The organism is Bradyrhizobium sp. USDA 3256 (assembly GCF_054058275.1).
In genome coordinates, this window is the sequence record NZ_JBSSAE010000002.1 from 6,774,316 (window position 1) to 6,799,580 (window position 25,265).

A 25,265-nucleotide genomic window follows, 5' to 3' on the forward strand; every position below is an offset into this window, starting at 1 on the left:
CGGTCGGTCAGGCGTGGGGGTGCGCCAGCAACGGCTGTTGGGTGGGCGATTGATCAGCAACCGGTATTGCGCCTTCGCCGCCACCCGCCGACGCAAAGTTCGAAGCCATGAACTGGCTGAGCAAGGCAGCATTCGAAGTGGGGGACCTAAGAACAGTGTTCGCGCCCGGACCGCCGTCCAGGACGTCCTGTCCCCCGAAACCATTCAACACGTCGTCTCCCGAGCCACCAGCGAGCGTGTCATTGCCGAGGCTGCCGATCAAAACGTCGTCGCCATCGCCGCCATTGGCCACGAGCTTCATGCCGCTTAGCCCCGCACCCACGATGGTGTCGTCACCGCCGAGGCCGTTGACGACGATCGTATCGTTGGCGTCGAAATTGGCGATCCTCACCTCGTTGGCGAGGCCCGATATCGTCACCGCGCCGTTCTCGTTGTTGATCGAGATCACGTCATCGCCATTGGTCGCGTTGATGACGACCGTCTGGGCCACGTTGTCGGGGTTTCCGTTCACGCCGAGGTTAATGTTGACTTGGTCGACATTGGTTCCGCTGAGATCGTTGACGGTGATGGTGTCGGCACCACCCAAAGTGTTGATGTCGATCCTCTCGGTCCCATTGACATCCATGACGACACCGCCGATGTCGCGCGTCACCCTGGCGCGCGGACCATTGGCGGATACAGTGAATTGCTCGGCAATGTTGGCACCGTTGAACACAAGCGCATCGGTACCGTCATCGCCCTCGACAGTGTCGCTGCCGTCACCCGGATTCCAGATGAACGTGTCATCGCCGTTGCCGAGCAGCGCCGTGTCGTTGCCGCGCCCGCCCGTGATCAGATCATTTCCGTCGCCGCCGAGCAGCCTGTCGTTGCCGTCGCCGCCGGTGATCGTGTCATTGCCCGTTCCACCATCGATGGTTAGCCGGATAAGGGGGGAAAGGCCGTTTCCGGCCGTGATGACGTCGTCGCCGCCGTTGGCGTTGACAACAAGGTTCTCCGTGGTGCCGATGTCGAGGGAGAACGGACCCGGGGTGGTGCGATCGAAACGCACGCGGGATCCGTTGGCGGTGATGGTAAAAGTCTCCGAGCCGTTGCCGCCATTGACCTCGGCAGTGTCATTGCCATCGCCGCCTTCCATCAGGTCGGTACCGTCGCCCGGATTCCAGATCATGCGATCGTTGCCGGCCTCGCCGAACATCTGGTCGTCGCCGGCGCCGCCGGTCAGCGTGTCGTCGCCCGAGCCGCCGAACAACAGGTCGTTACCGCCTTTGCCGAGGAGCGTATCATTGCCCGAGCCGCCGAAGAGCTGATCGTTGCCGGAACCGCCCGTCAACACGTCGTTGCCCGCGCCACCGAACATCAGGGCGGCCGGCAGCGGGCCATTTGCCTCGTCGAGCGCGATCGTGTCGTCGCCGCCCTGGCCGAACATCTGAATCTGTGACGTGTTGGCAACCGTCGAGGTGCCGCCCAGGACGCGTACGGCCCCACCGTTAACGAGGACGTTGCCGGCCGCATCGCGGCTGGCGATGATCGTGTTGTTGAGGTTGTCGCCGAACACTGTCAGCTGGCGGGCGCGAAGGAAAGCTGTAGTAGCCATGATGATGATCCTTTCGTAAAATCGATAGTCAGCGCATTTGCGCGCGCTTGCTTGCTCTGTTCGCGTCCGCGGCAATCTGCGCACGCGCGTACAAAGTTGAGCCGCCAGAGTGGCCGCTCCCCGCTACGAAAGGATTTCAGGCGATGGTTATCGTGTTACAATTGTAACGTGCCGGACCTGCGAAGGCTACGCGCCAGCGCTGCTGCGAGTTCGCTGCTTGTCAATGGCCAGCGCAGCACCTCGGAAATTCCAGCCTCGGTCAATGCATTGACGCTGACATCGATCGTGGAAGCGGCGGCGAGCAGCACCGGCCTGAGCGGTGCGATGCGGTGTAAAGCCCGTGCGAGGTCCAGGCTGGCGTGGGTCTGCGCCCCCTGCGTGACCAGAAACACATCGAATCGATCGGGCTCGGAACGGCATGCTCCGAGTGCATCGTCTCCCTGCTCGAACCCCACCGGTTCGTATCCGAGTGCAGCGAGCCTTTCTTCGTCCTGCAGGAGGTGGTCTGACTCGCTCTCGACGATCATCACCGTCTCGCCGCGCCCGAGCGGGAGTGATGGCTGCCCGGCCATTGCAGCGCTGTCTGCCGCCAGCGCCGGCAGACATATCTCAAAGCGGCTTCCGCGTCCGGGCTCGCTTTGCACATCGATGGCTCCTTCATGATCACGCACGATCTCGCGAACGGTTGCGAGACCGAGGCCGGTGCCTCCCAATCGGGTCGTGAAAAACGGCTCGAATATTCGGCGCGCCACACGCTTGTCGAATCCACGTCCGCTGTCGCTGACGGCAATGCATGCATAGCGGCCCCGCGAGAGTTCACCGTCGCTCATTCGAAGGAACGTGGTCACTTCGCGGTGCACCGCGGTCACGCGAATGCAACCGCCGTCCGCCATCGCCTGCGCAGCATTGGTGCATAGATTGATAATGACCTGCTGCAGCTGCGCTGGCTGGCCCGATACCGCGAGGTCGGGCGAAACCTCGTCGAAGACGAGCTCGACGCCGGAGGGAAACGAGGCGCGCAGAAGTGACGCTGCCTCGTCCAGGAGCGTGCGCAGCTGCACTGGACGGGTGAGTGTATCGGTCCGTCGTCCGAATGTGAGGATGTTGTCGACGAGGTCGCGGCCGCGCTCCGCCGCCCGCCGTATCTCCTCGATATGCCGGGTCGGCTTGCTGCCGCGCGTGAGATGCGGTTCAATCATCTCCGAGTAGCCAACAATCGCGCCAATGATATTGTTGAAGTTGTGTGCAATTCCGCTTGCGAGCGACCCGACCATTTGCATTCGACGCGCCCGTTCCAGCCGCACCGTGAGTTTCGCCTTGTCGCGCTCGAGAAATTCACGTTCGACCGCATTGGCCACCGCGTCACCTGCGAGCCGCACAATCGGCGCCGGATAGTTCCAGTTTCGTATCGGTTTAGAGTAGTCAAAGCCCATGATGCTTCGGATCAGCCGACCGGGTCGGACGAGAGGCACGCTGACCCATGCGCGTGCGCCGGCCTTCGTCAACGCTTCCTTGACTGGACCAGGTGGTAGCGCGGCGATATCCGTAACGGCGACGTTGTCCGGCTCAGCCACGCCGAGCTGTTCGGACAATCCCAGTGCCCGTTGGGGCCAGCCCGGTGGAAACGCCTCTCCGGACCTCGACCAGGTATGCACGCGAACCGGATTTTCGCCGAGCACTACGTAGGCGCGATCAGCGTTAATCAAACGACCGAACTCGCCCAACACTTGCTTCAGCCGCTCGGTAGCTTCGGCCGGCGAGCAATTGATGAGGCTCGTCGAATTCTCGGCTATGACATGCTCAAGGGCTGCTCGCGTTCGCAACGCGATAGCACGGGCACGCAGCCGCAGGCCGAGAAGCGCGAGCATGATGAGCAGCAGCAGTGATACCAGGTACAGAACCAGCCGGAAACGCTGTTCGCCGGCTTCAACCACGGAGCGATCGCGGGCAAACAGCACGCGGGTCTCTTCGAGGGGTTGTGCGTCGGGTATGGCAGTGAAGGTTCGGAGGGTTTCATCGACGGCGGGCAGCAAATCATGCAGCAAGCGAGTGTGCGCTAGCATTGCGCGAGCTGTGTCCGCGTCTGGCCCGGCCGTGGGGGCCAGCGCAGCGAACAGGTCGATGCGATCCTGGAGCGCCTTGACGGCAACCGACGATCTGTCGCGCGCGAGGTAGAGGACCGCGGCCGCCAGCGCACTCATCGTCGGCGCGAGTTGAGCGTCGTGGCTACGGGAAGCCGGATCGGTGCTCACGAGAGCGACAAAGGACAGCGAGTTTTGCAGGAGAGCATTGTTGGTCTTGAACAGCTCCATCAGGTCTTCCTGCTGGGCGACCGACGCTTCGAGCCTGTCAATCGGCCGCGTATCAAGTCCCTCGGCTTGAGCGTAGGACCGAAGCTGGGCCACCGCGCCCCGCATCGCCTGCACGGCGCCGAAAAAACTGTCGTAGTCGCGAAGCAGGCCCGCGCGCGCCTGGAGAACGTCGCGATGAAGTGAGGTTTCGGCCAGCGCGTAGTCGTCGAACGCGCGAAGTGCCATGGCGTATTTGGGTGCGTTCGTATCGATTCCTCGCAACAGTAACCAAGTCAGAAGCGCGAGCAGCAGCGTGAACCCGAGGCCAACGGGGAGGAATTTCATCGGGGGGTGCCGCCGTTGCGTGGAGTGACGGCGGCCGGCCTCAAAGCCTGGCCTCGATAGCTGCCAGTCAGCGTGTTGAGGAAGGCAACGATGCCCGCGATCTGTTGATCCGTGAGCACACGGTCGAGCTGAGCGAAGCCCATGATCCTTACCGCTTCCGACAAGGTGGCAGCACTGCCGTCATGAAAATACGGTGCTGTGGTCGCAACATTTCGCAAGCTGGGCACGCGAAGCAAGACGGGTTCTGGTGAACCCAACGGATGAAAAATGCCGTGTCGCTGAAATAGATTGCCTCCAACGTTAACACCTTGGTGACAGGTAATGCAGCCAAGTGACTTGAAGTCCTGATAGCCGGCCAGCTCCTCGGGAGTAATAGCGTCGGCTTCTCCTGCAACCCACCTGTCAAACCGGCTACCTGGCGTGACCAGCGACCGTTCGTACGTCGCGATTGCATCAAGGACGCTGGTGCGGTCGGGCTCTATCCCATAAGCGGCACGAAATTCTCGCACCATCTCCGGATCGGCGCGAAGCTTGCTCACGACTTCGTCAACACTCGATGCCATGATCGCAAAATTGCCGAGGCTGCTCTCGACTCCTTCCTCGAGCGAACGGAAATTCCCCTCCCAGTTCAAGCGAAAATTCAAGCTTGCATTGAATACCGTCGGCGTATTGAGCGCCATCGGTTGCCCCTCGGGCGCGTCGCGGGTACTGGCGGAAGCGCCGTTGGTCGCTATATCGTGGCATGACGTGCAGCTATGTGTATCGCCATGGGATAGCCGCCGGTCGCGAAACAATCGCTCGCCAAGAAGAACCCGTTGTGGGTCCTGAACCGGCGCGACCGGAATTGGCGTGATCGGCTCACGATCGGTGTGAGCGTGGAGGGCTGGTGATTGAGCGGCCGCTATCGAGTCAGTGGTCAGACAAAAAAGGGCCAGCAGGATATGCGCCGTCTTGCTTGTTTTTGCAGTGGTCATTGTCGCAGCTGGCATCGTTGAAGGGACTGGATGCAATGAACGCTTCATCGTTGATTGAACACGGGCCCTGCGGAAGCGTTGATCGCCAAGTGTGCGTTCTCCTTGTGGAGGACGATCTTGCCTTGCAGCGCATGATCCTAAACTATTTTGAGGAGAACGGCATCCATACCCTGACGGCAACCAGTCGTGAGGAAATGGTCCATCAACTTGATGGCAACGAGGTCAATCTGGTGATCCTCGATCTTCGGCTGGGTCTGGAGGATGGGCTGGATCTGCTGCGCGAAGTGCGGTTGAACTCCGATGTACCTGTAATCATTATCACCGGCCACCGCCGCGACGACATCGACCGGGTGGTTGGGCTCGAACTCGGCGCCGACGACTACCTGACTAAGCCATTCAATCTGCGCGAGCTACTCGCGCGCGTACGTGCGGTCCTCCGGCGGTTCGATGCCGGACGAACGGCACCGCCGCGAAATCCAGAACGTGGCCGTTTTCGCTTTGCTGGTTGGCAACTCGACCTCAGGATTCGGCAACTTACGGATCCCACCGGCCTGCCAGTAGCCTTGACCAAGGGTGAGTACGCAATGTTGCTCGCCTTCCTGGAGGCGCCGCAGCGGCCACTCAGTCGTGAGCAACTGCTGCATGCTACTCGCGTTCACGAGGATGTTTTTGATCGTAGCATTGACGTGCAAATTCTCCGCCTTCGGCGCAAGCTTGAGCGCGATCCTAGCGCACCGCGCATGATTCAAACCGAGCGCGGCGTCGGATATGTATTCGCCGTTCCCGTCGATCGCCTCTAGTCTCGATCTAGGTCGCGGTAAGAAAGACGGTGACCAGTGACTTGGTCGACTGCTACGCAGGCAAGTCGGTGGTCTTTCGCACCCTCATCCGATACGGAAGCGTGTTGCGTACTCGCCAAGAACTGCCCCTCGGACTGCACCAGTTTCGCACCGGAAACGACCCGACTGGAACGCAACAAACGCGATCGAACGCAAACATAACCGCGGGAAAATCAACAAGGCCGGTCGATCTCCCGCCGCTCATAACGGTCTGGTTGCAGGTTCGAGTCCTGCCGGGCCCACCAAGAAGATCAGTATCTTACTGGGTCCTGGTTGCCCGCAGCCAGAAACCGCACCAGATACGTGCTGTTTTCGTTCACACGAAAGTTCGCATCGGCGTCAGGCAAGCTCACCTGCTGATGAGTGGACGCGACAGTGCCACCCCCGATCCTCGCCTTCGGCCGACGGAGAGGCACCGACAGAAGCAGTCTCTCCCTTTGGCGGTGAAGTCGGCTATCTCCGGCAAAGCGGAAGTCAGCCATGACGCCAATCTAGTCCGCTAAGGGCCAATAAGCGACATCCAAAGGGGCTCAGTTGATCACGTGCGCGCCTCGAAGATCATGTTGGACGACGCCTCGGTCGCGCGTTGGAACTGCTTAGAGCCCGCCCCTATCGCGCATGCTCGCATGTCCAGCCCTTCTTAACGGATGACTAGCAAATGCGACAGGCGACGCGAAGTGTTGCCTTAGCCGATCAGCGCCGCTTGTGGATGGAATAATCACACGCCCCGCTTCTTCGGACCGAGCCCCTCGAACTGCGTCTTCTGCTCGTCACTCAGGTTCCAACGGAAATCGTCGACCGCGTCGTTCACGCTCATGATCGCCTCTCGCATCGCTTCCAACCGCGCCTTTATGGCATTAAGGCGGGCCGGCGGAGTGAGCGCGTCCTTTGGCGGGCATGCGTTTAAGGCTTCCATGGTGCCCATCGTGGTGTCCTGCACCACTTCGAGCGCGGCGCGTTGGGTATCGGTCAGTTTCAGGCTGGCAGCGATGTCGTCGAGGGGCCATTGCTGGGCGACGAGCTGGCGGTATTGCTTTTCGGCCTGTTGCTCGTCCTGCGGTTCGCGGCTCGCCTGGCAGGCGGCGTCCTGCATCTCCTTCAGCTTCGCGGCCGCAGAGTTAGCGCGGCGGTCGCGTTCGGGCGTGTTGAGCCGCGCCTTCTGCTCATCACTTAGGAGATCGTAGAATTTTTGAAATGGCGGCTGAATGGCCGCAACTGCGCTCAGCATCGCGTTGACGCGGCTCTGCATAGCAGCGAACCGCTCCGGCGCGGTGGTCGCGGCCTGTGCTGGACAGGAGGCGCGGATGGTGTCGCCGGCCGAAATCCAGGCGCTCGCGAGCTCGTCGAAGGCTGCGCGCTGCGCCTCGTTCGCCGCGACCACCCGGCCAATCCGCTCGAGGGGAAGGCCGGTCGTCTCGGCCGTATCGCCGCCACAGAGCTCCTGCACGGAGGGCGCTTTGCGATGCCGCCTCCCGGCGGGGCGCTCGGCCGCAAACGCTGAGAGATCGCTTGCAGCATAGGGCGAGAAGATCGCGGCGTAGAGATCGCCGTAGCCATAGGCCCAGAAGCCGCTGCCATCATTGAGAAGCGCGTAGTCATAGAGATCGCTATAGGCGAACGGCCAGAAGAGCGGACCGACCCAGCCGTATGAACCGTCGGAGTGCTGCCACCAGCCTTGCGCAGCTCGGCCGCCGTGCCAGCCGGCCAGCGCCGCGACGGCAGTGAGCTGAGCGCGCTCAGTCGGGCGGATCGACTCGGCGGCGGGGCGAAGATCTTGCGGTCCTAAAGCAGCCATTCGGACGTGGCTGTGGTGCGCCGCCATCCGCGCGTGGCGGAGACCTGCGACCGACAGCATGCCGGCCATCGCGAAGCGCGCGACGCTCACGGGGCCGCCAACGCGCAGGCGGAAGCCCGCCTCGGCCGCGCTCGGCAGCGCTCCCAGAACGACCAGTGCAACGCCGGCAGCAGCCATTCCAAGGTCGGACTTTCCAAGGTCGGACTTTGACATGATCTCTCCCTTGGCTTCCCTCCTTGGCCGCCAGCACCGCGTCATGACTATGACTCGCTGCGAAACCGAAAGTTCCTCCGCCGTCTTCATTCGGGTGAACCTGCGGTCAGGTCACGACGTCAAACCAGCGAAATTACAGCGTGGAATTCGGCCGACGTTCATGCTGCTGCCCTTGGTTTAGCTAAATTCAATATGGGGCGCGCTGTCGAGACCGAAGACCATATACTCGAGGCCTTCCATCTCTCCCCTCGCGACGTTGACGCCTACCGGTGGATGCGTTCTGCGGGCGTGGCCAAGCTACAGCTCGGTTCGGACGCCGAGGCCGTCAGTTGGCTACGAAGAAGCACTGACGCGAACCGCAATCATCCTCTCGCTCATTTGGCGCTCGCCGCTGCCTTGGGCTTGACCGGCGCGCTAGATGAGCGAACCGCTGCAACAGCGGGGACTTGCACTCAACTCCGGGTTCACCATCCGTCGCTTGCTCGCTACGCAACAAGGCGACAATCCGATTTACCTTGCTGGGTCGAGCGCTTCTGTATGGGTACGTGCGCCTCCCCGCCGTGCCAGAGGGGTGATGGTCCGCTTCGGGTCAAAGGCGCCGTTTTAGCAATCAGTCGGGTACTTCCGGTCTACCCCAATGAACGGACATCTTCAGAGCCGGCCGCCATATCTCAAAGGTGCCACTTCCAGGATTCGCAGCACGCCTCAGAAGTAGACGTTCGCGTTACGCGGACCGGCCGCGACACCACCTGTTATCAGGCCCTGCCGCAGGACATCGCCACTGGTGGCAGACCGGAAAACCTTCACGATGCCTTGGCAAATCTCTGCCAATTGTTCGCAGCGACCGTTGGCGAAGATGATGTCAAGCTCTTCAAATATCACGTGCGGTACGACAAGCCAAAATCCGGGGAGCATCCGTGGAAGGGCACAATAGTCGAGATTCATGTGCCGGGGCACATCAGTTTCAAATGGAACCACAGCAACCTGGACAGCGGGAGAAAGTTGGGAAGGATCGCTGCTGAACAAGCAATCAAGGCATACTACGAACACGGAAAACGTCCGCCGCATGACGGGCCACATTTCATAAATGAGAATCCTGCGGAAAACGATGAGGCGGGATGGCGAGAGGTAAAGGAGGCATATCACGAATGTCGAAGGCGGGCTGCGTAACGGCAAGGTAAAACAGCCTTGAGACCGACCTGCTGAGCCAAGCTCCAATATCCGCAGTCCAGGCGGAATTACCGCAGTCGGTCGAGTAATGCCTTTGCCTGCTTCAAATCCTGCGTTTCAAGACCCTCGACGAACCAGCCATAGATGGGCACGAGCTGGTCGAGCGCTTCGCTGGTTCTGTCCTGATCGATCCACAAGTTGGCGAGGTCTACTGCTACTCGAAGTTCAAGGGCCTTGGCGCGTTGGCTTTTTGCAGTTGTCAATGCGTGATCGAGCAGTGATCGTGCATCGGTGCTGGCCTCCGGTGCATCGCGGACGAGCAATACGCGCGCTTTCAATCGATACAGCTCGGCCTCAAATATCCGTTCGCTATTGCGGGCGGTTGTAGCGAGACCCTGCTCAATCAGTTCGAGCGCAGCTTCGCTTTGATGGCTCGACAACAAAGCCGCACTCAGGAGCACATAGAGTGCTGTGATGCCAAGCTGATAGCCCGCGCCGCGATATTCGTTCATCGCCGTGCGGATTTCCTCGAGCGCAGCGGACGAAGGATCAAGGAAGGTGGCGCTTATCCCCCGGGTGGCGCGAGCCAATCCTCGCCACTGCCGGAATCCGAGTTCTTCCGACAAGGCGAGACAACGATCGGCATAGCGGTGTGCCTTTCGGAAGTCACCCCGAAGAGCGTGGAGAATGGATGCATAATAGAATCCATAGGCCTGCGAATGCGGATGACTGATGACGTCGGCACGCTGAAGGGCGGCATTTACACGTGCGAGTGCCGTATCAGCACGGCCCTGCAGCCAGAACGCCCATGACATCAAAGCCAGGTCGGCCACACCCGCATCCTGGCCGGCAGCACGCGCCGCCAATCTGTCATGCTCGCTGCTCGCTTCGAACGCTTCGAAGGCCCGTTCGATCACCTCTTGGGCACCTACGAGATTTCCCATGAAAAGGCGTATCATCCCTTGCCCACGCATCGCGTTGAGCAACGTTGGTCGATCGCCCCGCCCCTCCGCAAGATCGAGCAACACCGAGATCATTTCCTCGGCGACCGGCAACTCGCCACGAATGACGCTCGCGGTGGTCAACCAAAACATGATTTGTAGTCGCTCGGGAGGATCTCCGAGCCGCTGGCACAGCTCGCGCGCTCGCGCAAAGGTCGCCACCGCCTGGGGCGAGGCCGGCCCCTGGCTGGCAATGAGGCAGGGCCCGAGCGCGTACTGGAAATCAAGCTCCAGCCGGTCCTTAAGTGCACCGTCGGCCAAATGGGCCGAGACCTCAATGCCTTTGCGCAAGTGTGCGATCGCTTCGAGGTTGGCGGAGCGCATGGCCGCTTTTTTGCCTGCCTGGAGCCAATATTCTCCCGCCTTTTCGAACAATCCCGCCTCGGTAAGGTGGAGTGCGAGAGTCTCGGGTTGGGACTCCACAATTTCCGGGAATCGTTGCTCGAAAGCGTTGGCGACGGCGGCATGCAGCGCTGCGCGTCGGCTCTTCAGAAGTCCCGCTTCGGCAGCGTCCCGCACGAGCGCATGCTTGAAGGTGTAGACCGCCCGGGGTATCTCGCCTCGGCAGAATATCAACTCCGCCTGAACCAACTGGGCAAGCGCCTCCTCAAGCCGTTGCCTTGGCAGCTTGGCGACCACGCTCAGCAGTTCGTACGAGAACTCGCGCCCCACAACGGCGCCGATCTGAGCAACTTCCTTCACGGGGGCCAATCGGTCGAGCCTAGCCATCAGCGATGCGTTCAATGTCGTTGGAATCGCCATCGAGGGTAGCGGACCGCTGACCACGTAATGGTCGTCTCGCTCCTGCAGTAAGCCGGTTTCGAGCACCGCCTTGGTAAGTTCCTCGACGAACAGGGGCACGCCGTCGGTGCGAGCGAGGATTTGGTCCAAGACCTCCTCCGGGAGCGTCTTGCCTGCCGTGACGCGCTCGATCAATGCCGCCCCGTTGCGTCGGTTCAGCCGTGTAAGCGAGACGGTCGTCACATGTGCATGACCAGGCCAGGGCGGCGCGAACTCTGGTCTCGCGGTGATGAGCAGCAGCACTCGGAGTCGTGGCACCTTCTCCAGTGTAATCGTGAGCAGCTCCATCGAAGTCGGGTCCGACCAATGGGCATCCTCAAAGATGATGAATACTGGCTGCCGCGCAGCCAACGCTTCGAGCTGAGCCGAGAATGCCGCCAACGTCATCTCCTTGCGTTTCTGCGGACTGAGCTCGGGCAGCTGGTAACGATCACTGATCGGCAGCGACAGAAGGTTTGCTAGAGCCGGCACCACACGATCTGCGTCGGCGCCAGACCGCAACAGCAGAGCTTCAAGCTTGGCAAACTTCTCCGTCGGCGCTTCGCCTCTTTCGAACCGGGCAGCACGTTCGAGATTGTCGATGAACGGATACAACGCACTGTTGGTATGGTGCGCCGAGCAGAAATGGCGGACCGTAATGTGTGGTTCGGCTTGGAGCCGCTCCTGAAGCGCCAGCGCGATGTGCGACTTACCGATACCTGGCTCGCCAGTTAGAACCACTACGCAACCTTCGCCCGAAGAGGCATGCTGCCAGCGCCGCAACAGCAGCTCGATCTCCTCGTCTCGCCCGATCAAGGGCGTCAATCGGGTCCTGTGCTGAGCCTCAAAGCGGCTTTCCACTCCAGTCGTCCCGAGCACCTGCCAGGCAGGTATTGGCTCGGCCCATCCTTTCAGCGCGATGGAGCCAAGATCGCAGTATTCGAAATATCCTTCGGTGAGCTGGCGCGTACTCTCGGAGATCAGCACCGTACCGGGCTCGGCGGACTGCTGCAGACGAGCAGCCAGATTCGGTGTCTCACCGATCACCGCCTGCTCCTTGGCGGCGCCTTCGCCGATCAGATCGCCCACGACGACCATACCGGTAGCGATGCCAATGCGAACCTGCAGCTTGGTGCCGATATCTGCCTGAAGGTTGGCCACGGCATCGACCAGTGACAGCCCCGCGCGTGTCGCCTGCTCGGCATCGTCCTCGTGCGCCAGGGGGTAGCCGAAATAGGCAAGCACGCCATCCCCCATGTAGCGCGCGATAACGCCCTCACTCCGGGCGATAACCTCAGCGATGCAGGCGTGATAGTCGCCGATTATCGAGCGCAAGTCCTCCGGATCCAGCCGGGCCGAAAGTGCGGACGAGCCCACCAGATCGCAAAACATGACCGTGATTTGGCGCCGCTCGGCGCTGTCTCGCGGCGCTGGTTTGGCAGTCGCTTGGTCCGTTTCAGCGACATCATCCTCAAGTGCCGCAATCGCGCGCAGCATCTTGCGCCGGTGCCCAAGCAGGACGCCGAGGTCCTTGAGATCCTGCTCCGTGAGATCGCCGACGACCGAGAGGTCGATGGCGTTCTCTGCGAAACGATCGGCGTACTCTCCCAAACCGATCGATGCCAGCCACTCTGCAATACCTGTCATGGTATACCTATGGCCAATAGGGATAAGAGTAGCACATTGCAGAGACCTGCGAAGGCACATCTGCAAATGGAAGCACCGATCGCGAGACATCTCAGCCAGTTTAACACATTGGCTCCGGCGAAAGGTGGGCACTGCCAAGCGATGCCATGAGGCCCCGATCGCGCGCGCCTTCGACCGTGCAATAGCCAACTCAACATAAAGCCGCGTTTGGCGCGAAGCACAGCTATGAACAGAGATGCCTAGTTGCCCTCGTTCCAGATGTCGGTGGTCAGCTTCCAATCATCGTCGACCTTCTCCCAAACCACGACATACTTTCCAGTCACATCCTTCGGTGTCGGTCCCTTGGTCTTGAGGGCGAACGTCCCAATCTCGCGCGCCGCGGATGGGCCAAGGGGCTTAACGTCAAGGGTTGCGAGCTTCGGATCGCCAACTTGTTCCGCCATGCTTTTCCACATTGCCTCGATGGCTGATCGGCCGTGCACCATCGCAGAACCTGGCGGGAATGCGGTCGCATCCGTGCTGTAGAGTGACGCAACTCCAGAGAAGTCGCCCTTGTTGAACAATTCAATCCATTTCGCATTGATGGCCTCGATCTCGGCTTTTTGAGCCAAAGCCGGTGCGGTAAACGAGATCACGAATGCAATCATCAAGGCTATGCTACGCATGATCATCTCCAAATATGTTCGATGCGAATGCAGGGCGGACGTTGACTTGACAAGAAGCGGATGCGTTGAATGAGGCATCCCAGACCGGGTTCGGCGCGCCAGCAATTCCGGGGAATTACCGTCAGCAACATTGACTAACCAGCGCTGCGCGCCTCACCAGCGACCTGAGCGGTTTTGATCCCAATGAGATTGCGAACGATCCGATGCGTGCTGGGCTCGAGCTGGTCGAGGGATCTAGAAGAAAAGAAATGTGGGACCGCTACGCAGGAGGCAGCGCCACCATCCTGCAACCGCCTGCGCATAGCGCTGGCACGTTTGAGGCAGTCACAGCGCCTCACCAAGCGCTGATGTCGGCTTCGGGTCCAAAAACTGACGGTGTCCCAAGAGACGATTGCCGCCTATCGCTCGACAAGCAGACATGTAGCTTAGCACTAAGTCCCTTTTCGCTGTCGCTCAGAGGTATCAAGTGGGCGCATCTCGTGCGTTATGGTAGCAAATGCTTCGCGCACCAATTCTCGAGCCGGATGCTCGGCCAATGTGAAGCCCATAGCGACGACGTATCGCTTTAGGATTATGGTGCGCTCGGAGGGCGTTCGCATCTGCTGCAATTTCAGTCGCCTATCCCAACGATGAAGAGCCAAAGGTTCATATCAGCCTTGTAGGAGCGTTTCAGCTGCCATTGCCGCCCCAGGACCCTACGTCCGGAACGTAATCAGCGACCGAAACAATCAACAAGAGCAATGAAACTCGATCCTGATTGACCACCTTTATCGCTGTTTGTTCACGGGGTTTCGGTGCAGGATAGCGACCGCGCCGATTGGCGCCATGTGGCTCAAAGCGCTTGGTGTCGAAGATCCTCGAGCCGACCGTGGGCCGAGCTAATAGGATCGAAAGCTAGCTCCGCGCGTTGACTAGTTAGCCCAAATGGGAGGTCAACAATGGCTAAAGACCGAGACCGACGGGCGCCGACGGCCGCGGAACGCGAAGCAAACAAGGCATTCAAAACGGTCAGGCCGAAGGATGCTATGACGGATTACGCCAAAGCGCAAAAAGCGATCCACGATAATCGAGAGCGCCTAAAGGCCGAACGGCTAGCGCGGGAGGCTGAAGCGGCCAACCGCACAAGAGCGGGCTAAGCGCCCCATGTGGATGATCACGGAGGATCAAAGTTTGTGGAGGGTGAAATGGCCCTACACTTCCGCCGAGTCGATACTGAACTGGAGATATGGATCGCAAGCAGCGACGACTATTCATTCGTCATCAGCAATGAGAGCCGGAGTGGACCTGGATTGCATGGAGAGCCGGGCTTTGTTGCATCATATCGCCCCGACTTTCTGAATATGCCAGCGGCTCACGTATCCGGATCTCCCTTCAATTCGTTCGCTGAAGCCGAGCGGGCCTGCAATGCGTTTCTGGGGCGCCTCATCATTAAGGGATGACTACCGTTATCCGCCCTTCACCTTCGGCGGTGATGACGACGCGATCGGCCGGCTAGGAACGTGGACGCGTCTTCCGGAGTTGCCATTGGCATAAATAATCAAGGGAGAGAAGCGCGATGGGACAAGGCGTTTTGCTTTGGCTTTTGGGCGTGCCAATTCCTGTGATCATCCTGCTGTGGTTGTTCTTCGGGCACTGACTAGGGCGTAATTGCCGGGCGACGTGCACCACGCAGTCTACTGGCGCAGATAACTCGTCAGGCCCCTGTCAGGTTTGGCGCTCACACTCCCCCCGCTTGGGCTGGTTGCGCATCTAACCCCGCTCGGAAGCGTTGTTCGCCTCACCCATCGAACCGACACCGCCTATCCATGTGCCGACGACCTCAAAGTTCGGATTAAAGGCGACAAGATCCGCGCGGTATCCGGGCGCGATCCGTCCAAGCTCGGACCCAAGGCCCAGAAATGCCGCGGGCGTCCGGGAAGCCATGATAAGAGCATCGACAAGGGAGATTCCGATGAGCGCAACAGCGTTGCGCACCGCCTCGATCATGGTGAGGTGAGCGCCCGCGAGCGTGCCATCCCGGTCAGTCAGGCGATTGTCGTGCAACGTGATCTCCCTTCCCTGTAGCAGGAATTGCCGGTCGCTCGTGCCCGCCAATGGCATGGCATCGGTAACCAGTGTCAATCGATCGCGTCCCTTGCAGCGCAAGGCAACACGCAAGCAGGCGCGGTCAACGTGGATGCCGTCGCAGATGATCCCTGCAAACAACCGGTCATCTCCCAGCGCGGCACCCACCAAGCCGGGCTCTCGGGCGGTTAACTGCGACATGGCATTGAACAGATGGGTCACCCCCGAGACGCCGCGATCGACCGCCTGCCCGATTTCGGCTGCGGTGGCGTCGCTGTGGCCGGCCGCGATACGCAATCCGGCGCCGATCAATTCATCGATCATGGACGCGGGCACGCATTCCGGTGCCAAGGTCACCATGGAGCGACCGCGGTCCCCGAAGCTTTTAATGGCGGCGAGATCGCACCGATCGGGCACGCGTATCTCGGCTTCCGGATGAATGCCCTTGCGAGACCTGTTGAGGGCCGGACCTTCCAGATGAAAGCCGAGCACGCCGGGAATTTCGAGGCACGCCTGAGCTGCTACAGCCAATCGTTCGATGACCTCGCTTCGATCGGTGATGAGGGTTGGCAAACAGCCCGTGGTGCCGGCCTTGCGGTGCGCCTCGACGATGCGGCGAACGCCGGCCTCCGTTGGCTGGTCGTTGAGAAGAACGCCGCCGCCTCCGTTCACCTGAACATCGACGAATCCGGGTGCAAGTATCGCATCCCGAGGAAGGTGGATCGAGGCGCGCGCCTCCTCGGTAATGCCTTCGATCCGCCCCTGCGATATCCTGACCGACCCCGGCCCGCGCATGTCGGCACCATCAAAGATGTGCTGCGCTGCAATCGAGAAAACCACGGAAGACCCAGCTTGGCCCATAAGTGCTGATCCGAGAATGGCAATCACGGACTCGTGAGGCGAGTCCCGTGCTGTACAGGTCCTTATATGTACACAACGGGCTTGGGGGACCCGGAGCTAAATCCTTGCGTTAACTTCTAATGGAAACAAAAGGTACCACCTATCTCGGCATCGATGGGGGCGGAACCCGCTGCCGCGCCCGGGTCGAGGACGAAAACGGCAGGGTACTCGGTGAAGCGAGCTCGGGGCCTGCCACGACCCGTATTGGCTTCGACAGGGCCTGGCGGTCCATCATGGAGGCCACCGAAGCGGCGGCCGCACAGTCCGAACTGACGCGCGAGGATTTCGCGCGGATGCACGCCGGAATTGGCCTCGCCGGCATTGGTCGCCGGGGCGCGGAAGCGGCGCTCAAAGAGATCCCGCATCCCTTTGCGTCCGTTATCTTCGTCAGCGATGGCCTAGCTGCCTGTCTCGGCGCCCATAGCGGCGCGGACGGGGCCATCGTGGTGGCCGGCACGGGCTCGGTGGGTGTCGGCCTGATTGGCGGCAGCGAGATCCGCATCGCCGGTTACGGCTTCCCAGTCTCGGACGAAGGCAGCGGCGCCGACATTGGCCTGCAGGTCGTTCGACTGGCGCTGCGGGCCGCGGATCGCCGCGGCGAGCTGACACCATTGCTTGCAGAGGTGCTGGGCGCATTCGATCAAGATCCTTATCAGGCCGTGGCGTGGTCTGAAGAAGCCCGGGCCACCGACTACGCCGCGTTCGCGCCGACCGTGATGCGGCACGCCAATCAGGGCGATCCGGTCGGCCGCCGCATTGTCGAACGCGCGGCCGATGCCATTGGCGATCTGCTTGATCTGTTCCTGGCTAAAGGAATTGACCGGCTCGCGCTGGTGGGCGGGCTCGCGGATGCGATTACGCCCTGGCTAACGCCTGATCTGCGCGCCCGCCTGAGGCGTCCTGACGCCGACGCAGCGGCCGGCGCGCTGCTTGTGGCCCGAGGGCGGCTCGACCTGCGCAAGCTGGACCCGCCCAAGAGAGAAACTGACCATGAACAGGCTTCGAAGTTCCGCGTTTGATGGTGCTTGGATCACGGATATGGCCACCGAAGAAGTCGATCCCAGATTTGCCGACCTTGATGCATGGTCGCTGACGTCAGCGATGGAAGCGATGTGGGAGGGCCAGCTTGCGGCGGTCGCCGCGATCGGCCATGCCCTTCCCGCGATCACTGCGGCAGCCGAAGCGGCCAAGACGGTGTTGGGCGACCGCGGTCGCATTGTATATGTCGGCGCTGGCACGTCAGGCCGCGTGGCGGTCCAGGACGGGGCCGAGCTGACGCCGACCTTTGCTTGGCCCCGCGAGCGCGTCCGCTTCGTCGTTGCCGGCGGTGACAGCGCGTTCGTCACCAGCATCGAGGGCGCGGAGGACGATGTCGATGATGCAGTCACGCAGATCAGCGCCGCACGGCTCACGCCGCACGACGTGGTGATTGCGGTAGCCGCCAGCGGCACAACGCCGTTCACGGTCGCGGCGCTGCAGCAGGCAGGGTCTTTCGATGCAGTAACGATTGGTGTCGCCAACAATCCCGGCACCGCACTGCTGGCATCGGCAAAGTTTCCGATCCTGGTCGAGACCGGCCGAGAGCTGATCGCCGGCTCCACGCGGATGAAGGCGGGCACCGCGCAGAAGGTCGTGCTCAACCTGATCTCCTCAGGAATCATGCTGCGCCTTGGCCGGGTATATCGCGGCATGATGGTGAACATGCCGCCGACCAATGCCAAGCTGAAGCGGCGCGCCGAGGCCATGGTGGCGCAAATCGCGCGCTGTAATCCGTCGCACGCGGCACGCTCGCTCGAGCAGGCCGAGGGAGACATCAAGATCGCAGTCCTTCTGGCGCTCGGTGTCGACAGGGTTGATGCGGAGACCGTTCTGGAGAACTGTGACGGCAACCTTCGGCAAGTGTTTGTCGAACTCGCCAGGAATCGTGACTCGCATCGTGACCGACTCCCAAAGGGAGCGGCGGGACGCGGCCGAGGCGGAGTGGTTGAGCCATGACGATATCCGCGATGGCGAGCGAAATCGGGGAAAGCGCGGATGTTGTCGCTAACATTGTTCGCAGCCGACCCGCCGCGCGCGACATCGCACAGCGGATTGGGATTGACTCCGCCCCCTTGTGCGTCGTGTGTGGTCGGGGAAGCTCCGGGCATGCCGGAGTTTTCTTGAGGTATCTTGTCGAGACGCGGCTTCGCCTTCCCGTTTCAGCAAGTGCTCCCTCGGTGGTCACGGCATTTTGCACACCCTTGATGCTGCGCGATGCGCTGTTCATCGTGATCTCGCAATCCGGGCGCAGCCCGGATCTCGTCGCCGCGACCAAGTCGGCACGAGCCTCGGGCGCACGCACGATTGCCATCGTCAATGCGACGTCGTCGCCGGTGGCTGACGAAGCGGAATTCGTCGTTCCGATCGAAGCCGGTCAAGAACACTCCGTGGCGGCGACGAAGACCGTGATCGGCTCGATGGCCGCCAGTGCCGGACTGGTTGCCGAGTTGGCGCAAGATCGTGCGCTGCGGTCAGCCCTCGACCGGCTGCCCGAGCGCCTGCACCGCGCGCTGGCGCTCGACTGGTCGGAGATTGCCGATGATCTCGTCAAGGCATCAGCTGTGTTTGTGGCGGCTCGGGGCCTGGGCCTGGGCTCGGCGAGGGAGATCGCGCTCAAGCTTTCGGAAATCATGCGCCTGCCCTCCATCGGACTGAGTGCCGCCGAACTGCAGCATGGGCCACGTGCCGCGTTATCGTCGCGCACGCCAGTTGTCATGATGCGTGTCATGGATGAAACGGCGGCCACGGTGGACGCACTGGCAGAGGAATTGCGCGAGCAAAAGATCGCGCTGCATCTCTGCGGCGGACCGCTTGGCTCGCTGCCTTGGTTGGTCGAGGATGACCCCGCCACCGACCCGATCACCATGCTCGTTCCGGCCTACCGGATGATCGAGCAGGCGGCATGCGCGCGCGGATTTGACCCGGATCGTCCCCCTCGCCTGAGCAAGGTTACCGAGACGTTTTGACTGATCGCTGGCTGGCGACCAAAGCGGGAGCGACATCGTCAAAACGTAACAAACGCGAGCAGAAGCGACCGAATGCGCGGCAAGGGCGACGAAGCTGATCGCTATTCTGCCGCTTACAACGGTCTGGTTGCAGGTTCAAGTCCTGCCGGGCCCACCAAGGAGATCAATAGCTTACTTCGTTCTCGTTGCCTGCAGCGCCACCGGCGCACCAGAAACCGCACCAGATACGTGCACTTTTCGTTCGTGGGGGCTCGCGCTCCGCAATCAAGCGACGCGTAATATCGCGGGAAGATGGTCATTCCGACAATTGCCGGCTCAAACCAGCACTGGACCCGCAATCGGATTTTTCTCTGGCGGAATGCCCGAATAGCAAACCGAGAGCTTCTGAGTGTAACTCAATGATCCGCTACAACGATAGTCGCGCCACAGCGAGCTGCCATGTCCGCTAAGGTCGTTCGGGTCGGTTTGAGGGACATCCGTTCATCCAGGCCAGGTTGAGGCCAAACAAATTCATAAGAGCAGACTGCTTGAGTGCCGTTGAATCCCTTCCGGTTGGGGTCAATCGCGCCGTCTTAACAATCGGCCATTCACTTCCGCTTTCCCCCCATAACCGGACGTACTCGCCGTTGGCCGCAACTTCGCATTTGGGCCGAAAGCAGTCGTTGGCACTTTAGTCCTGGTCGAGCTCTCCGATATGACGCTGGGCATATAGCTCGAGTCCGATCCTCGCGACGAGTTCGATCTGGGTTTCCAGAAAATCGATATGCTCTTCCTCATCGTGCATGAGTTGCTCAAACAGATCCCGCGTCACGTAGTCCTTGACCCGATGGCAATGGGTCGCAGCTTCAGCGTAGAGGGAGTGCGCCGACAATTCGGCTTGCAAGTCGCTATCGAGCACGGCCTTCACGGTCTTCCCGATATGGAGGGATTCCAGCGTCTGCATATTGGGAGATCCATCGAGGAAGATGATGCGTTCGATGAGCTTGTCTGCATGTTGCATCTCTTCAATCGATTCCTTGCGCCACGCCTTGGCCAGCACCTTGTAGCCCCAATTGTCGAGCAGGCGGTAGTGCAGCCAGTACTGGTTCACCGCGGTGAGCTCGTGGCGCAGCGCTTTGTTGAGGTATTCGATGACGTCTTTATCGCCCTTCATGCTCCGCTCCTTTTCGCGGGTGCCACTGGGATCGATTGGTTGTGTGGGCGCCTGGACTTGATGTTTGGCCGACGCGATGGAGAGTTTAGAGCGTCAGCGCTTTCGGTTCGAGCAGCTTGGGGCATCTACCGCTCGCCGTGAGCGGCGACGCAAGGAAAGGGGCGCTCGGCGTTGACTTGCTCACCGTTCGACACACATGAGAGGTTAATCTCTGCGCCGCGACTTCAAAAGCGTAGGGAGGTAGAACAGGGAGTTCTGGCCATGATCGAGGGGATAAGCGCGCTCACGCTGGGCACCCATGACATGCCGCGAGCTGTCCGATTCTACCGAGCCCTGGGATTTGAGGTCCTGCATGGCGGCGAATGGTCGTCGTTCACTAGCTTTCGAGCAGGTCCGAGCTACCTCAACCTCATCGACCAGCCCGCCGAACGGCGCTGGTCCTGGTGGGGTCGGGTCATCTTCTACGTCACCGATGTTGACGCACTTTACGAACGCGCGCTCGCGGTGGGTTACCAGCCGGCGACTGTGCCCCGCGATGCCGAATGGGGTGAGCGCTTCTTCCACCTAGCTGACCCCGACGGCCACGAACTCAGTTTCGCTCGACCTTTGCATCGGGCTTCCGTCCAATAGCGGTTCGAAGCGGCCTGCATTCCAACCGTCGCTGCGAAAGGGTATTGTTTCGACAGACGGCCATCGCCCTGACGTCAGCTTCGGCTCGGGCTATGGCGCGTTCTCTCGAGCAAAGATCAAAGGATGGCAACGAACGGTCGCACCGTCACTGTATTCGGCGGAACCGGATTTCTCGGCCGCCGCATCGTTCAGCATCTGCGCGATCACGAGTTTCCCGTCCGGATCGCGTCAAGGCATCCAGATCGCGGGCGCAGTCAGTTTGGACCGCATGATTCCCAACTTCTGTTCGTCCAGGCCGATATTCACGACGAACGGTCCGTCGCAAATGCGCTTGCCGGCGCTTATGCCGCTGTCAACGCCGTCAGCCTTTACGTCGAGCACGGGCGCGAGACGTTTCATTCCGTTCATGTCGAGTCCGCCCAACGGGTCGCGGCCCAGGCGCACCGGGCCGGAGTCAAAAGACTCGTTCACTTGTCAGGCATCGGCGCCGATGCCGCGTCTCAATCGCGGTACATCCGAGCGCGCGGCGAAGGTGAACTGGTGGTCAGGGCTACGTTTGCCGGCGCGCAAATCGTCCGACCCGCCGTCATGTTCGGACCGGACGATGCGTTTCTTACGACCATCCTCAATCTTCTCCGGCGACTGCCGATCTATCCGATGTTCGGCCGCGGCTCGATGAAACTGCAGCCGGCCTATGTGGAAGATGTGGCGGAGGCGACTGTCCGGATCATCCAGCGAGCCGAGACGCAACCGACGATCTCCGAGTGCGGCGGCCCTCGCGTTTATTCCTACGAAGAATTGGTCCGAATCGTCGCGCATCAGGCTGGCCTCGCGCCCATCCTGGTCCCGATCCCGCTCGCCGTTTGGCACGCGCTGGCATGGGCTTCCGAAATACTCCCGGACCCGATTCTCACGCGCAATCAGGTGGAGCTGATGCAGATCGATACCGTGTCGTCGCCTGGCCTTGTCGAACTTGGGATTTCGCCGCAGCCGGTTGAGGCAATACTCCAAAAGATGCTGTCAAAGTGCGGATGACGAGGGCTCATCGGTTAAATCCGCTTCAGAAGGCGGGTTCGCGCGCTGCTGTTACAGGACGCGATGGCGTATCCGGCGTTCGACGGCGGCAATATGGCTGTGCGCCGTCGGCAGCCGCAGGTAGTTCGGGGTCAACTGACCTTGGACGCGTACCTCTAAATCAGGATTGGTGAGCGTGGCTCTGTATCCGCTTCAGTCCGAAAGCGACTGGAGTGCGGCGTCGCTGCGAAATGACGCGATGGGTCATGAGCGTCGATTGGTTCATGCCGCACGGACGTCCGGTCTACCGCCAGCAGCAGAAGGCAAAGCAAGCATCGAGGCCGGACGCTTTGGGCCATGTGTGGACGGCTCCGGGCAAGGGTTTTCTTCACGCCTGCGGCGGTGGTCGGAGCAGCCATGTGTTCGGCCTGTTAGCGCGGTTCCTTGCACTGTATTGCGGAAACAATTCAAACAGGCCGGACATCGGCAATCCAAACTCTTCGTTCCGGCTGCGAGATGGCAGTTGCTACAGGCGAGATTGTTGCGCGCAAACCGCCTTGCGGTATCCGCGACTTCCGGGCCGATATGCGCATATGTCGCGGTGATGAGGTCGCATCCCTCCGCACCTGAACACCGAAGGCATCGTTCGGCAACGCACCGGCCTGCCGCCTCCACCGCGCACGGGCGGACCACCGTCACGAACATCCGCAACAAATCATCGCCGCACTGGCGCGGCTGGCTGAAGCCGGAAAATCGGTGCCTGGTGCCGTTCAACAACTTCGCTGAATACGCCCCGGAGCCGAACCCGGAGACCAAGAAAAAGGACGCCGTCTGGTTCGCAGTGACAACGATAGGCCACTGACAGCCTTCGCCGGCATCTGGACCGAGTTCAAGGGTGACCGCTAGACGAAGTCCTAACCGATCCCCGGGCCCACCTCGTCTATGGTTTCCTGACAACAGCGCCGAATGCAGTCGTGGCACCGATCCATCCCAAGGCGATGCCGGTCCTAACAACCGACGAGGAGCGCGATGTCTGGATGCGCGCGCCATGGGACGAGGCCAAGGCGCTGCAGCGTCCGTTGGCCGACGATGCGCTAGTGATCGTCGCACGCGGTGTGAGGCGAAGGAAGATATCTTGGTGTCACCATGAGGCCGTGGTGGCGTCTCGTCGCCGACGCCCAAAGTAAAGCACAAGCTGCCGGCCGCGGCATTTGGGCGGGATCTTTCGTCGCTCCTTGGCTCTACAGGGCCTGCATCCGCGCGGGCCGGAGGCCATCCTACTGCTCCGACGAGGCAAAGTGATCGGTGAACCCAATTCGGCGAGTCCAAGCCAATCAAACTTACGAAAATACGAAATATCTCTTGCGCCATCAGGCAAATCATTCGTTCAACAGCTACGCGAAGCGCTCTCTCTCTCTCTCTCTCTCTCTCTCTCTCTCTCTCTCTCTCTCTCTCTCTCTCTCTCTCTCTCTCTCTGGGAGCTTTGAATGCCTGACGAACGATCGGAACTTATCGCGATCTCAAAGCTGAATGGCGATTTTCGGAAAACCGCTTCGCACTTTTCCGGATCATGCTCTAGGCGCGAAACCCGAGTCTCGCCGCCAATACGGCATACTCACCGCCGACAGCACACACAATTGCCGATTTGGCGCTATCTTGAATTGAGCATCCTCACCACGCCTCTCGTGGAGTCCAGGTGCGGTCGCTACGACTGCAAATCACTTCACGCGCAAAACTTCACTCATCCAATTTCTTGCTCAGTTCAGGATCGAGCTTGTTCCGCTCGACCGTCTGATAGAACGTGATGGGTCTGCATTTTCCATCGAAATCCGCGAGGACGATGGCCGTCCACGGACTCGTGGTGTCGCCCGAATTGTCGCGGAGCTCCGGCATGACCTTGCGAGCAGCGATCACATACCAAGCGCGACCAGCCGCTGCGGCCTTCGCAGCCGCAGCGAACTCATCCAATATTCCACGCAGATTCTTGCGCATTTCTTCTTCATTGTCCCCGCGGAGGTATTTTCGAGACGACTTTCCCGCCTCTCCGTACTCATGATGAATGTTCAACTGCAGTCGGGCATCGTCCACTTCGATCTTGGTCACCCGTATCGCCGCTCCGCCTTCGCGAAGATAGTCGCGCACCCGGACGTCGCAGGCCAAAAATCTGTCCGCAGGGGGCTGAGCGGCGCTAGCTGCAGGGGGCACCGCGGCAAGTGCCCGCGTGTTCTTTTTTCGAGGAGCAGCGTCCGCAGGCATCGTGGCTATGGCGGCGCCGAGGAGCGCCGCGGCAAGTACGACGGGAAGAGAGGCGTTCATGAGTGCGCTGCCAATGCGGTATTTCCAAAACGCACTGACCGCAGCGTTGGTTCCGCAGCCCGGCCAGGTCGGAGCGGTGCTGAAGGCCGGGGAAGCGGCGGAGGCGTCTCGGGAACTTTTTCCTCGAAACAGCCTTGTTTAGTATTGTTCTACAAGAAGGGACCTCACGGGACGGTTTTTTTGACCGGCAGCAGGTCATGGACTCGATTCTCATCAAGATCTTCGCCACGGCGCTGGCCTTCAGCCAGGTCAGTACCCGGCCGGATGGGGTCAAGACGGAGTTTGATGCGGTACGTGACCGCTCCGAGGTGGCGGAGCTCTTGAGTGCCGGCTGCGCCCACATGCGCAAGGCTTTCGACATCGAGGACATCAACCTAGACGATCTGATTGCCACCGCCATGGACGACAAGGAGGCATTGAGCAGCGAGATCAAGGCACTCAAAGGACTGAAGCTGGCCGACCTCCACGTGGCCTACAGGCAGTTCTGCAAGGTCGAAAAAATGGAAGAATCTCCGGTCGATCTTGGTCAGGTCATCACTTTCTACAACAGCGCGGTCAAGGATCTGCCCGACGTCGCGCAGCTTAAGCACCTCAGGCTTCCTGGCACCAGCATAGTCCTCGACAGCAGGAGCGAGCGTCTTGCTGAGATTTACGTCCCGAACAATCGCCGCATCTGGGTCAAGCTTGCGGATATCCCGGAAGCAGTGCGCAATGCATTTGTCGCCGCCGAGGACAAGCGCTTCTTCCAACACACCGGCATTGACGAGCGCGGACTGGTCCGCGCCTTCATCGGCAACTTCACGCACCCGGGACGGCCGCAGGGCGGCTCGACCGTTACGCAGCAGGTCCGCCAAGAACCTGCTGGTGGG

Annotated in this window: 16 protein-coding genes and 3 pseudogenes; 8 read left to right on the top strand and 11 right to left on the bottom strand. The window is 60.8% G+C overall.

Going from position 1 to position 25,265, the window contains the following annotated elements; all coding sequences use genetic code 11:
• Positions 1-7: 7 nt before the first annotated feature.
• From ACVWY5_RS33965 to ACVWY5_RS33975, 3 genes are all read right to left on the bottom strand, one after another.
• Complete coding sequence (locus ACVWY5_RS33965; RefSeq protein WP_080667312.1) at positions 8-1,594, bottom strand: calcium-binding protein; 1,587 nt, start codon at positions 1,592-1,594, stop codon at positions 8-10.
• A gap of 155 nt (positions 1,595-1,749) precedes the next feature.
• Complete coding sequence (locus ACVWY5_RS33970) at positions 1,750-4,230, bottom strand: two-component system VirA-like sensor kinase (protein WP_028337668.1); 2,481 nt, start codon at positions 4,228-4,230, stop codon at positions 1,750-1,752.
• The gene (locus ACVWY5_RS33975; protein ID WP_080667311.1) at positions 4,227-5,204 is read right to left on the bottom strand and encodes a cytochrome c peroxidase; all 978 of its coding nucleotides are present in this window, start codon (positions 5,202-5,204) and stop codon (positions 4,227-4,229) included. Before ACVWY5_RS33975 ends, ACVWY5_RS33970 begins: the two co-directional genes overlap by 4 nt.
• Before the next feature lie 35 nt (positions 5,205-5,239).
• Between ACVWY5_RS33975 and ACVWY5_RS33980 the strand changes: the two genes are divergently transcribed.
• Positions 5,240-6,004, top strand: coding sequence for a response regulator (locus ACVWY5_RS33980; RefSeq protein ID WP_050385597.1), 765 nt, complete (start codon positions 5,240-5,242; stop codon positions 6,002-6,004).
• Between the two features lie 757 nt (positions 6,005-6,761).
• Here the strand turns inward: ACVWY5_RS33980 and ACVWY5_RS33985 are convergent.
• The 5 genes from ACVWY5_RS33985 to nagA form a co-directional block, all read right to left on the bottom strand.
• Complete coding sequence (locus ACVWY5_RS33985) at positions 6,762-8,015, bottom strand: Spy/CpxP family protein refolding chaperone (RefSeq protein ID WP_028337665.1); 1,254 nt, start codon at positions 8,013-8,015, stop codon at positions 6,762-6,764.
• 741 nt (positions 8,016-8,756) lie between these two features.
• Positions 8,757-8,996: a hypothetical protein gene (locus tag ACVWY5_RS33990; protein ID WP_283088656.1), complete on the bottom strand. Its 240-nt coding sequence runs from the start codon at positions 8,994-8,996 to the stop codon at positions 8,757-8,759.
• Between the two features lie 293 nt (positions 8,997-9,289).
• Complete coding sequence (locus ACVWY5_RS33995) at positions 9,290-12,649, bottom strand: adenylate/guanylate cyclase domain-containing protein (protein ID WP_028337663.1); 3,360 nt, start codon at positions 12,647-12,649, stop codon at positions 9,290-9,292.
• A gap of 239 nt (positions 12,650-12,888) precedes the next feature.
• Positions 12,889-13,314: a YybH family protein gene (locus ACVWY5_RS34000; protein ID WP_028337662.1), complete on the bottom strand. Its 426-nt coding sequence runs from the start codon at positions 13,312-13,314 to the stop codon at positions 12,889-12,891.
• Between the two features lie 1,749 nt (positions 13,315-15,063).
• Complete coding sequence (gene nagA / locus ACVWY5_RS34005; protein ID WP_028337661.1) at positions 15,064-16,239, bottom strand: N-acetylglucosamine-6-phosphate deacetylase; 1,176 nt, start codon at positions 16,237-16,239, stop codon at positions 15,064-15,066.
• A gap of 119 nt (positions 16,240-16,358) precedes the next feature.
• Between nagA and ACVWY5_RS34010 the strand changes: the two genes are divergently transcribed.
• Genes ACVWY5_RS34010 through ACVWY5_RS34020 form a run of 3 tightly spaced genes read left to right on the top strand, consistent with a single transcriptional unit; the run spans position 16,359 to position 19,283 of the window.
• Entirely contained in the window at positions 16,359-17,297 is a 939-nt protein-coding gene (locus tag ACVWY5_RS34010) for a BadF/BadG/BcrA/BcrD ATPase family protein (protein WP_028337660.1), read from the top strand.
• 19 nt (positions 17,298-17,316) lie between these two features.
• Positions 17,317-18,273 (top strand): N-acetylmuramic acid 6-phosphate etherase, encoded by a 957-nt coding sequence (locus ACVWY5_RS34015; protein ID WP_028337659.1) that lies wholly within the window; start codon positions 17,317-17,319, stop codon positions 18,271-18,273.
• 11 nt (positions 18,274-18,284) lie between these two features.
• Entirely contained in the window at positions 18,285-19,283 is a 999-nt protein-coding gene (locus ACVWY5_RS34020; RefSeq protein WP_456671787.1) for an SIS domain-containing protein, read from the top strand.
• A gap of 670 nt (positions 19,284-19,953) precedes the next feature.
• On the opposite strand, the gene bfr is transcribed toward ACVWY5_RS34020, so the two are convergent.
• Entirely contained in the window at positions 19,954-20,436 is a 483-nt protein-coding gene (gene bfr / locus ACVWY5_RS34025) for a bacterioferritin (RefSeq protein WP_028337657.1), read from the bottom strand.
• A 261-nt stretch (positions 20,437-20,697) separates the two neighbouring features.
• On the opposite strand from bfr, the gene ACVWY5_RS34030 reads away from it, so the two are divergent.
• Both ACVWY5_RS34030 and ACVWY5_RS34035 read left to right on the top strand, forming a co-directional pair.
• A complete protein-coding gene (locus tag ACVWY5_RS34030; RefSeq protein WP_028337656.1) occupies positions 20,698-21,066 on the top strand; it encodes a VOC family protein in 369 nt (122 codons plus the stop codon).
• A gap of 123 nt (positions 21,067-21,189) precedes the next feature.
• On the top strand, positions 21,190-22,101 hold the full coding sequence (locus ACVWY5_RS34035; protein WP_028337655.1) for a complex I NDUFA9 subunit family protein: 912 nt from the start codon (positions 21,190-21,192) through the stop codon (positions 22,099-22,101).
• 421 nt (positions 22,102-22,522) lie between these two features.
• Here the strand turns inward: ACVWY5_RS34035 and ACVWY5_RS34040 are convergent.
• Positions 22,523-22,733: pseudogene (locus tag ACVWY5_RS34040) on the bottom strand (c-type cytochrome); the annotation flags it as partial.
• Here ACVWY5_RS34040 and ACVWY5_RS34045 point away from each other — a divergent pair.
• Positions 22,722-23,267 (top strand): annotated as a pseudogene (locus ACVWY5_RS34045) (SOS response-associated peptidase family protein); the annotation flags it as partial. The pseudogenes ACVWY5_RS34040 and ACVWY5_RS34045 overlap by 12 nt on opposite strands.
• Positions 23,268-23,817: 550 nt before the next feature.
• Here the strand turns inward: ACVWY5_RS34045 and ACVWY5_RS34050 are convergent.
• Complete coding sequence (locus ACVWY5_RS34050) at positions 23,818-24,396, bottom strand: hypothetical protein (protein ID WP_028337052.1); 579 nt, start codon at positions 24,394-24,396, stop codon at positions 23,818-23,820.
• A 500-nt stretch (positions 24,397-24,896) separates the two neighbouring features.
• Between ACVWY5_RS34050 and ACVWY5_RS34055 the strand changes: the two are divergent.
• A pseudogene (locus ACVWY5_RS34055) lies at positions 24,897-25,184 on the top strand (transglycosylase domain-containing protein); the annotation flags it as partial.
• Positions 25,185-25,265: the final 81 nt, after the last annotated feature.

Coding starts and splice junctions, on each gene's coding strand:
- bfr (WP_028337657.1), bottom strand. CDS start 20,436: ATGAAGGGCGATAAAGACGTCATCGAATACCTCAACAAAGCGCTGCGC.
- ACVWY5_RS33995 (WP_028337663.1), bottom strand. CDS start 12,649: ATGACAGGTATTGCAGAGTGGCTGGCATCGATCGGTTTGGGAGAGTAC.
- nagA (WP_028337661.1), bottom strand. CDS start 16,239: ATGGGCCAAGCTGGGTCTTCCGTGGTTTTCTCGATTGCAGCGCAGCAC.
- ACVWY5_RS33980 (WP_050385597.1), top strand. CDS start 5,240: ATGAACGCTTCATCGTTGATTGAACACGGGCCCTGCGGAAGCGTTGAT.
- ACVWY5_RS34030 (WP_028337656.1), top strand. CDS start 20,698: ATGATCGAGGGGATAAGCGCGCTCACGCTGGGCACCCATGACATGCCG.
- ACVWY5_RS34000 (WP_028337662.1), bottom strand. CDS start 13,314: ATGCGTAGCATAGCCTTGATGATTGCATTCGTGATCTCGTTTACCGCA.
- ACVWY5_RS34035 (WP_028337655.1), top strand. CDS start 21,190: ATGGCAACGAACGGTCGCACCGTCACTGTATTCGGCGGAACCGGATTT.
- ACVWY5_RS33985 (WP_028337665.1), bottom strand. CDS start 8,015: ATGGCTGCTGCCGGCGTTGCACTGGTCGTTCTGGGAGCGCTGCCGAGC.
- ACVWY5_RS34050 (WP_028337052.1), bottom strand. CDS start 24,396: ATGAACGCCTCTCTTCCCGTCGTACTTGCCGCGGCGCTCCTCGGCGCC.
- ACVWY5_RS33975 (WP_080667311.1), bottom strand. CDS start 5,204: ATGACCACTGCAAAAACAAGCAAGACGGCGCATATCCTGCTGGCCCTT.
- ACVWY5_RS34015 (WP_028337659.1), top strand. CDS start 17,317: ATGGCCACCGAAGAAGTCGATCCCAGATTTGCCGACCTTGATGCATGG.
- ACVWY5_RS33965 (WP_080667312.1), bottom strand. CDS start 1,594: ATGGCTACTACAGCTTTCCTTCGCGCCCGCCAGCTGACAGTGTTCGGC.
- ACVWY5_RS34020 (WP_456671787.1), top strand. CDS start 18,285: ATGGCGAGCGAAATCGGGGAAAGCGCGGATGTTGTCGCTAACATTGTT.
- ACVWY5_RS33990 (WP_283088656.1), bottom strand. CDS start 8,996: ATGAATCTCGACTATTGTGCCCTTCCACGGATGCTCCCCGGATTTTGG.
- ACVWY5_RS34010 (WP_028337660.1), top strand. CDS start 16,359: ATGGAAACAAAAGGTACCACCTATCTCGGCATCGATGGGGGCGGAACC.
- ACVWY5_RS33970 (WP_028337668.1), bottom strand. CDS start 4,230: ATGAAATTCCTCCCCGTTGGCCTCGGGTTCACGCTGCTGCTCGCGCTT.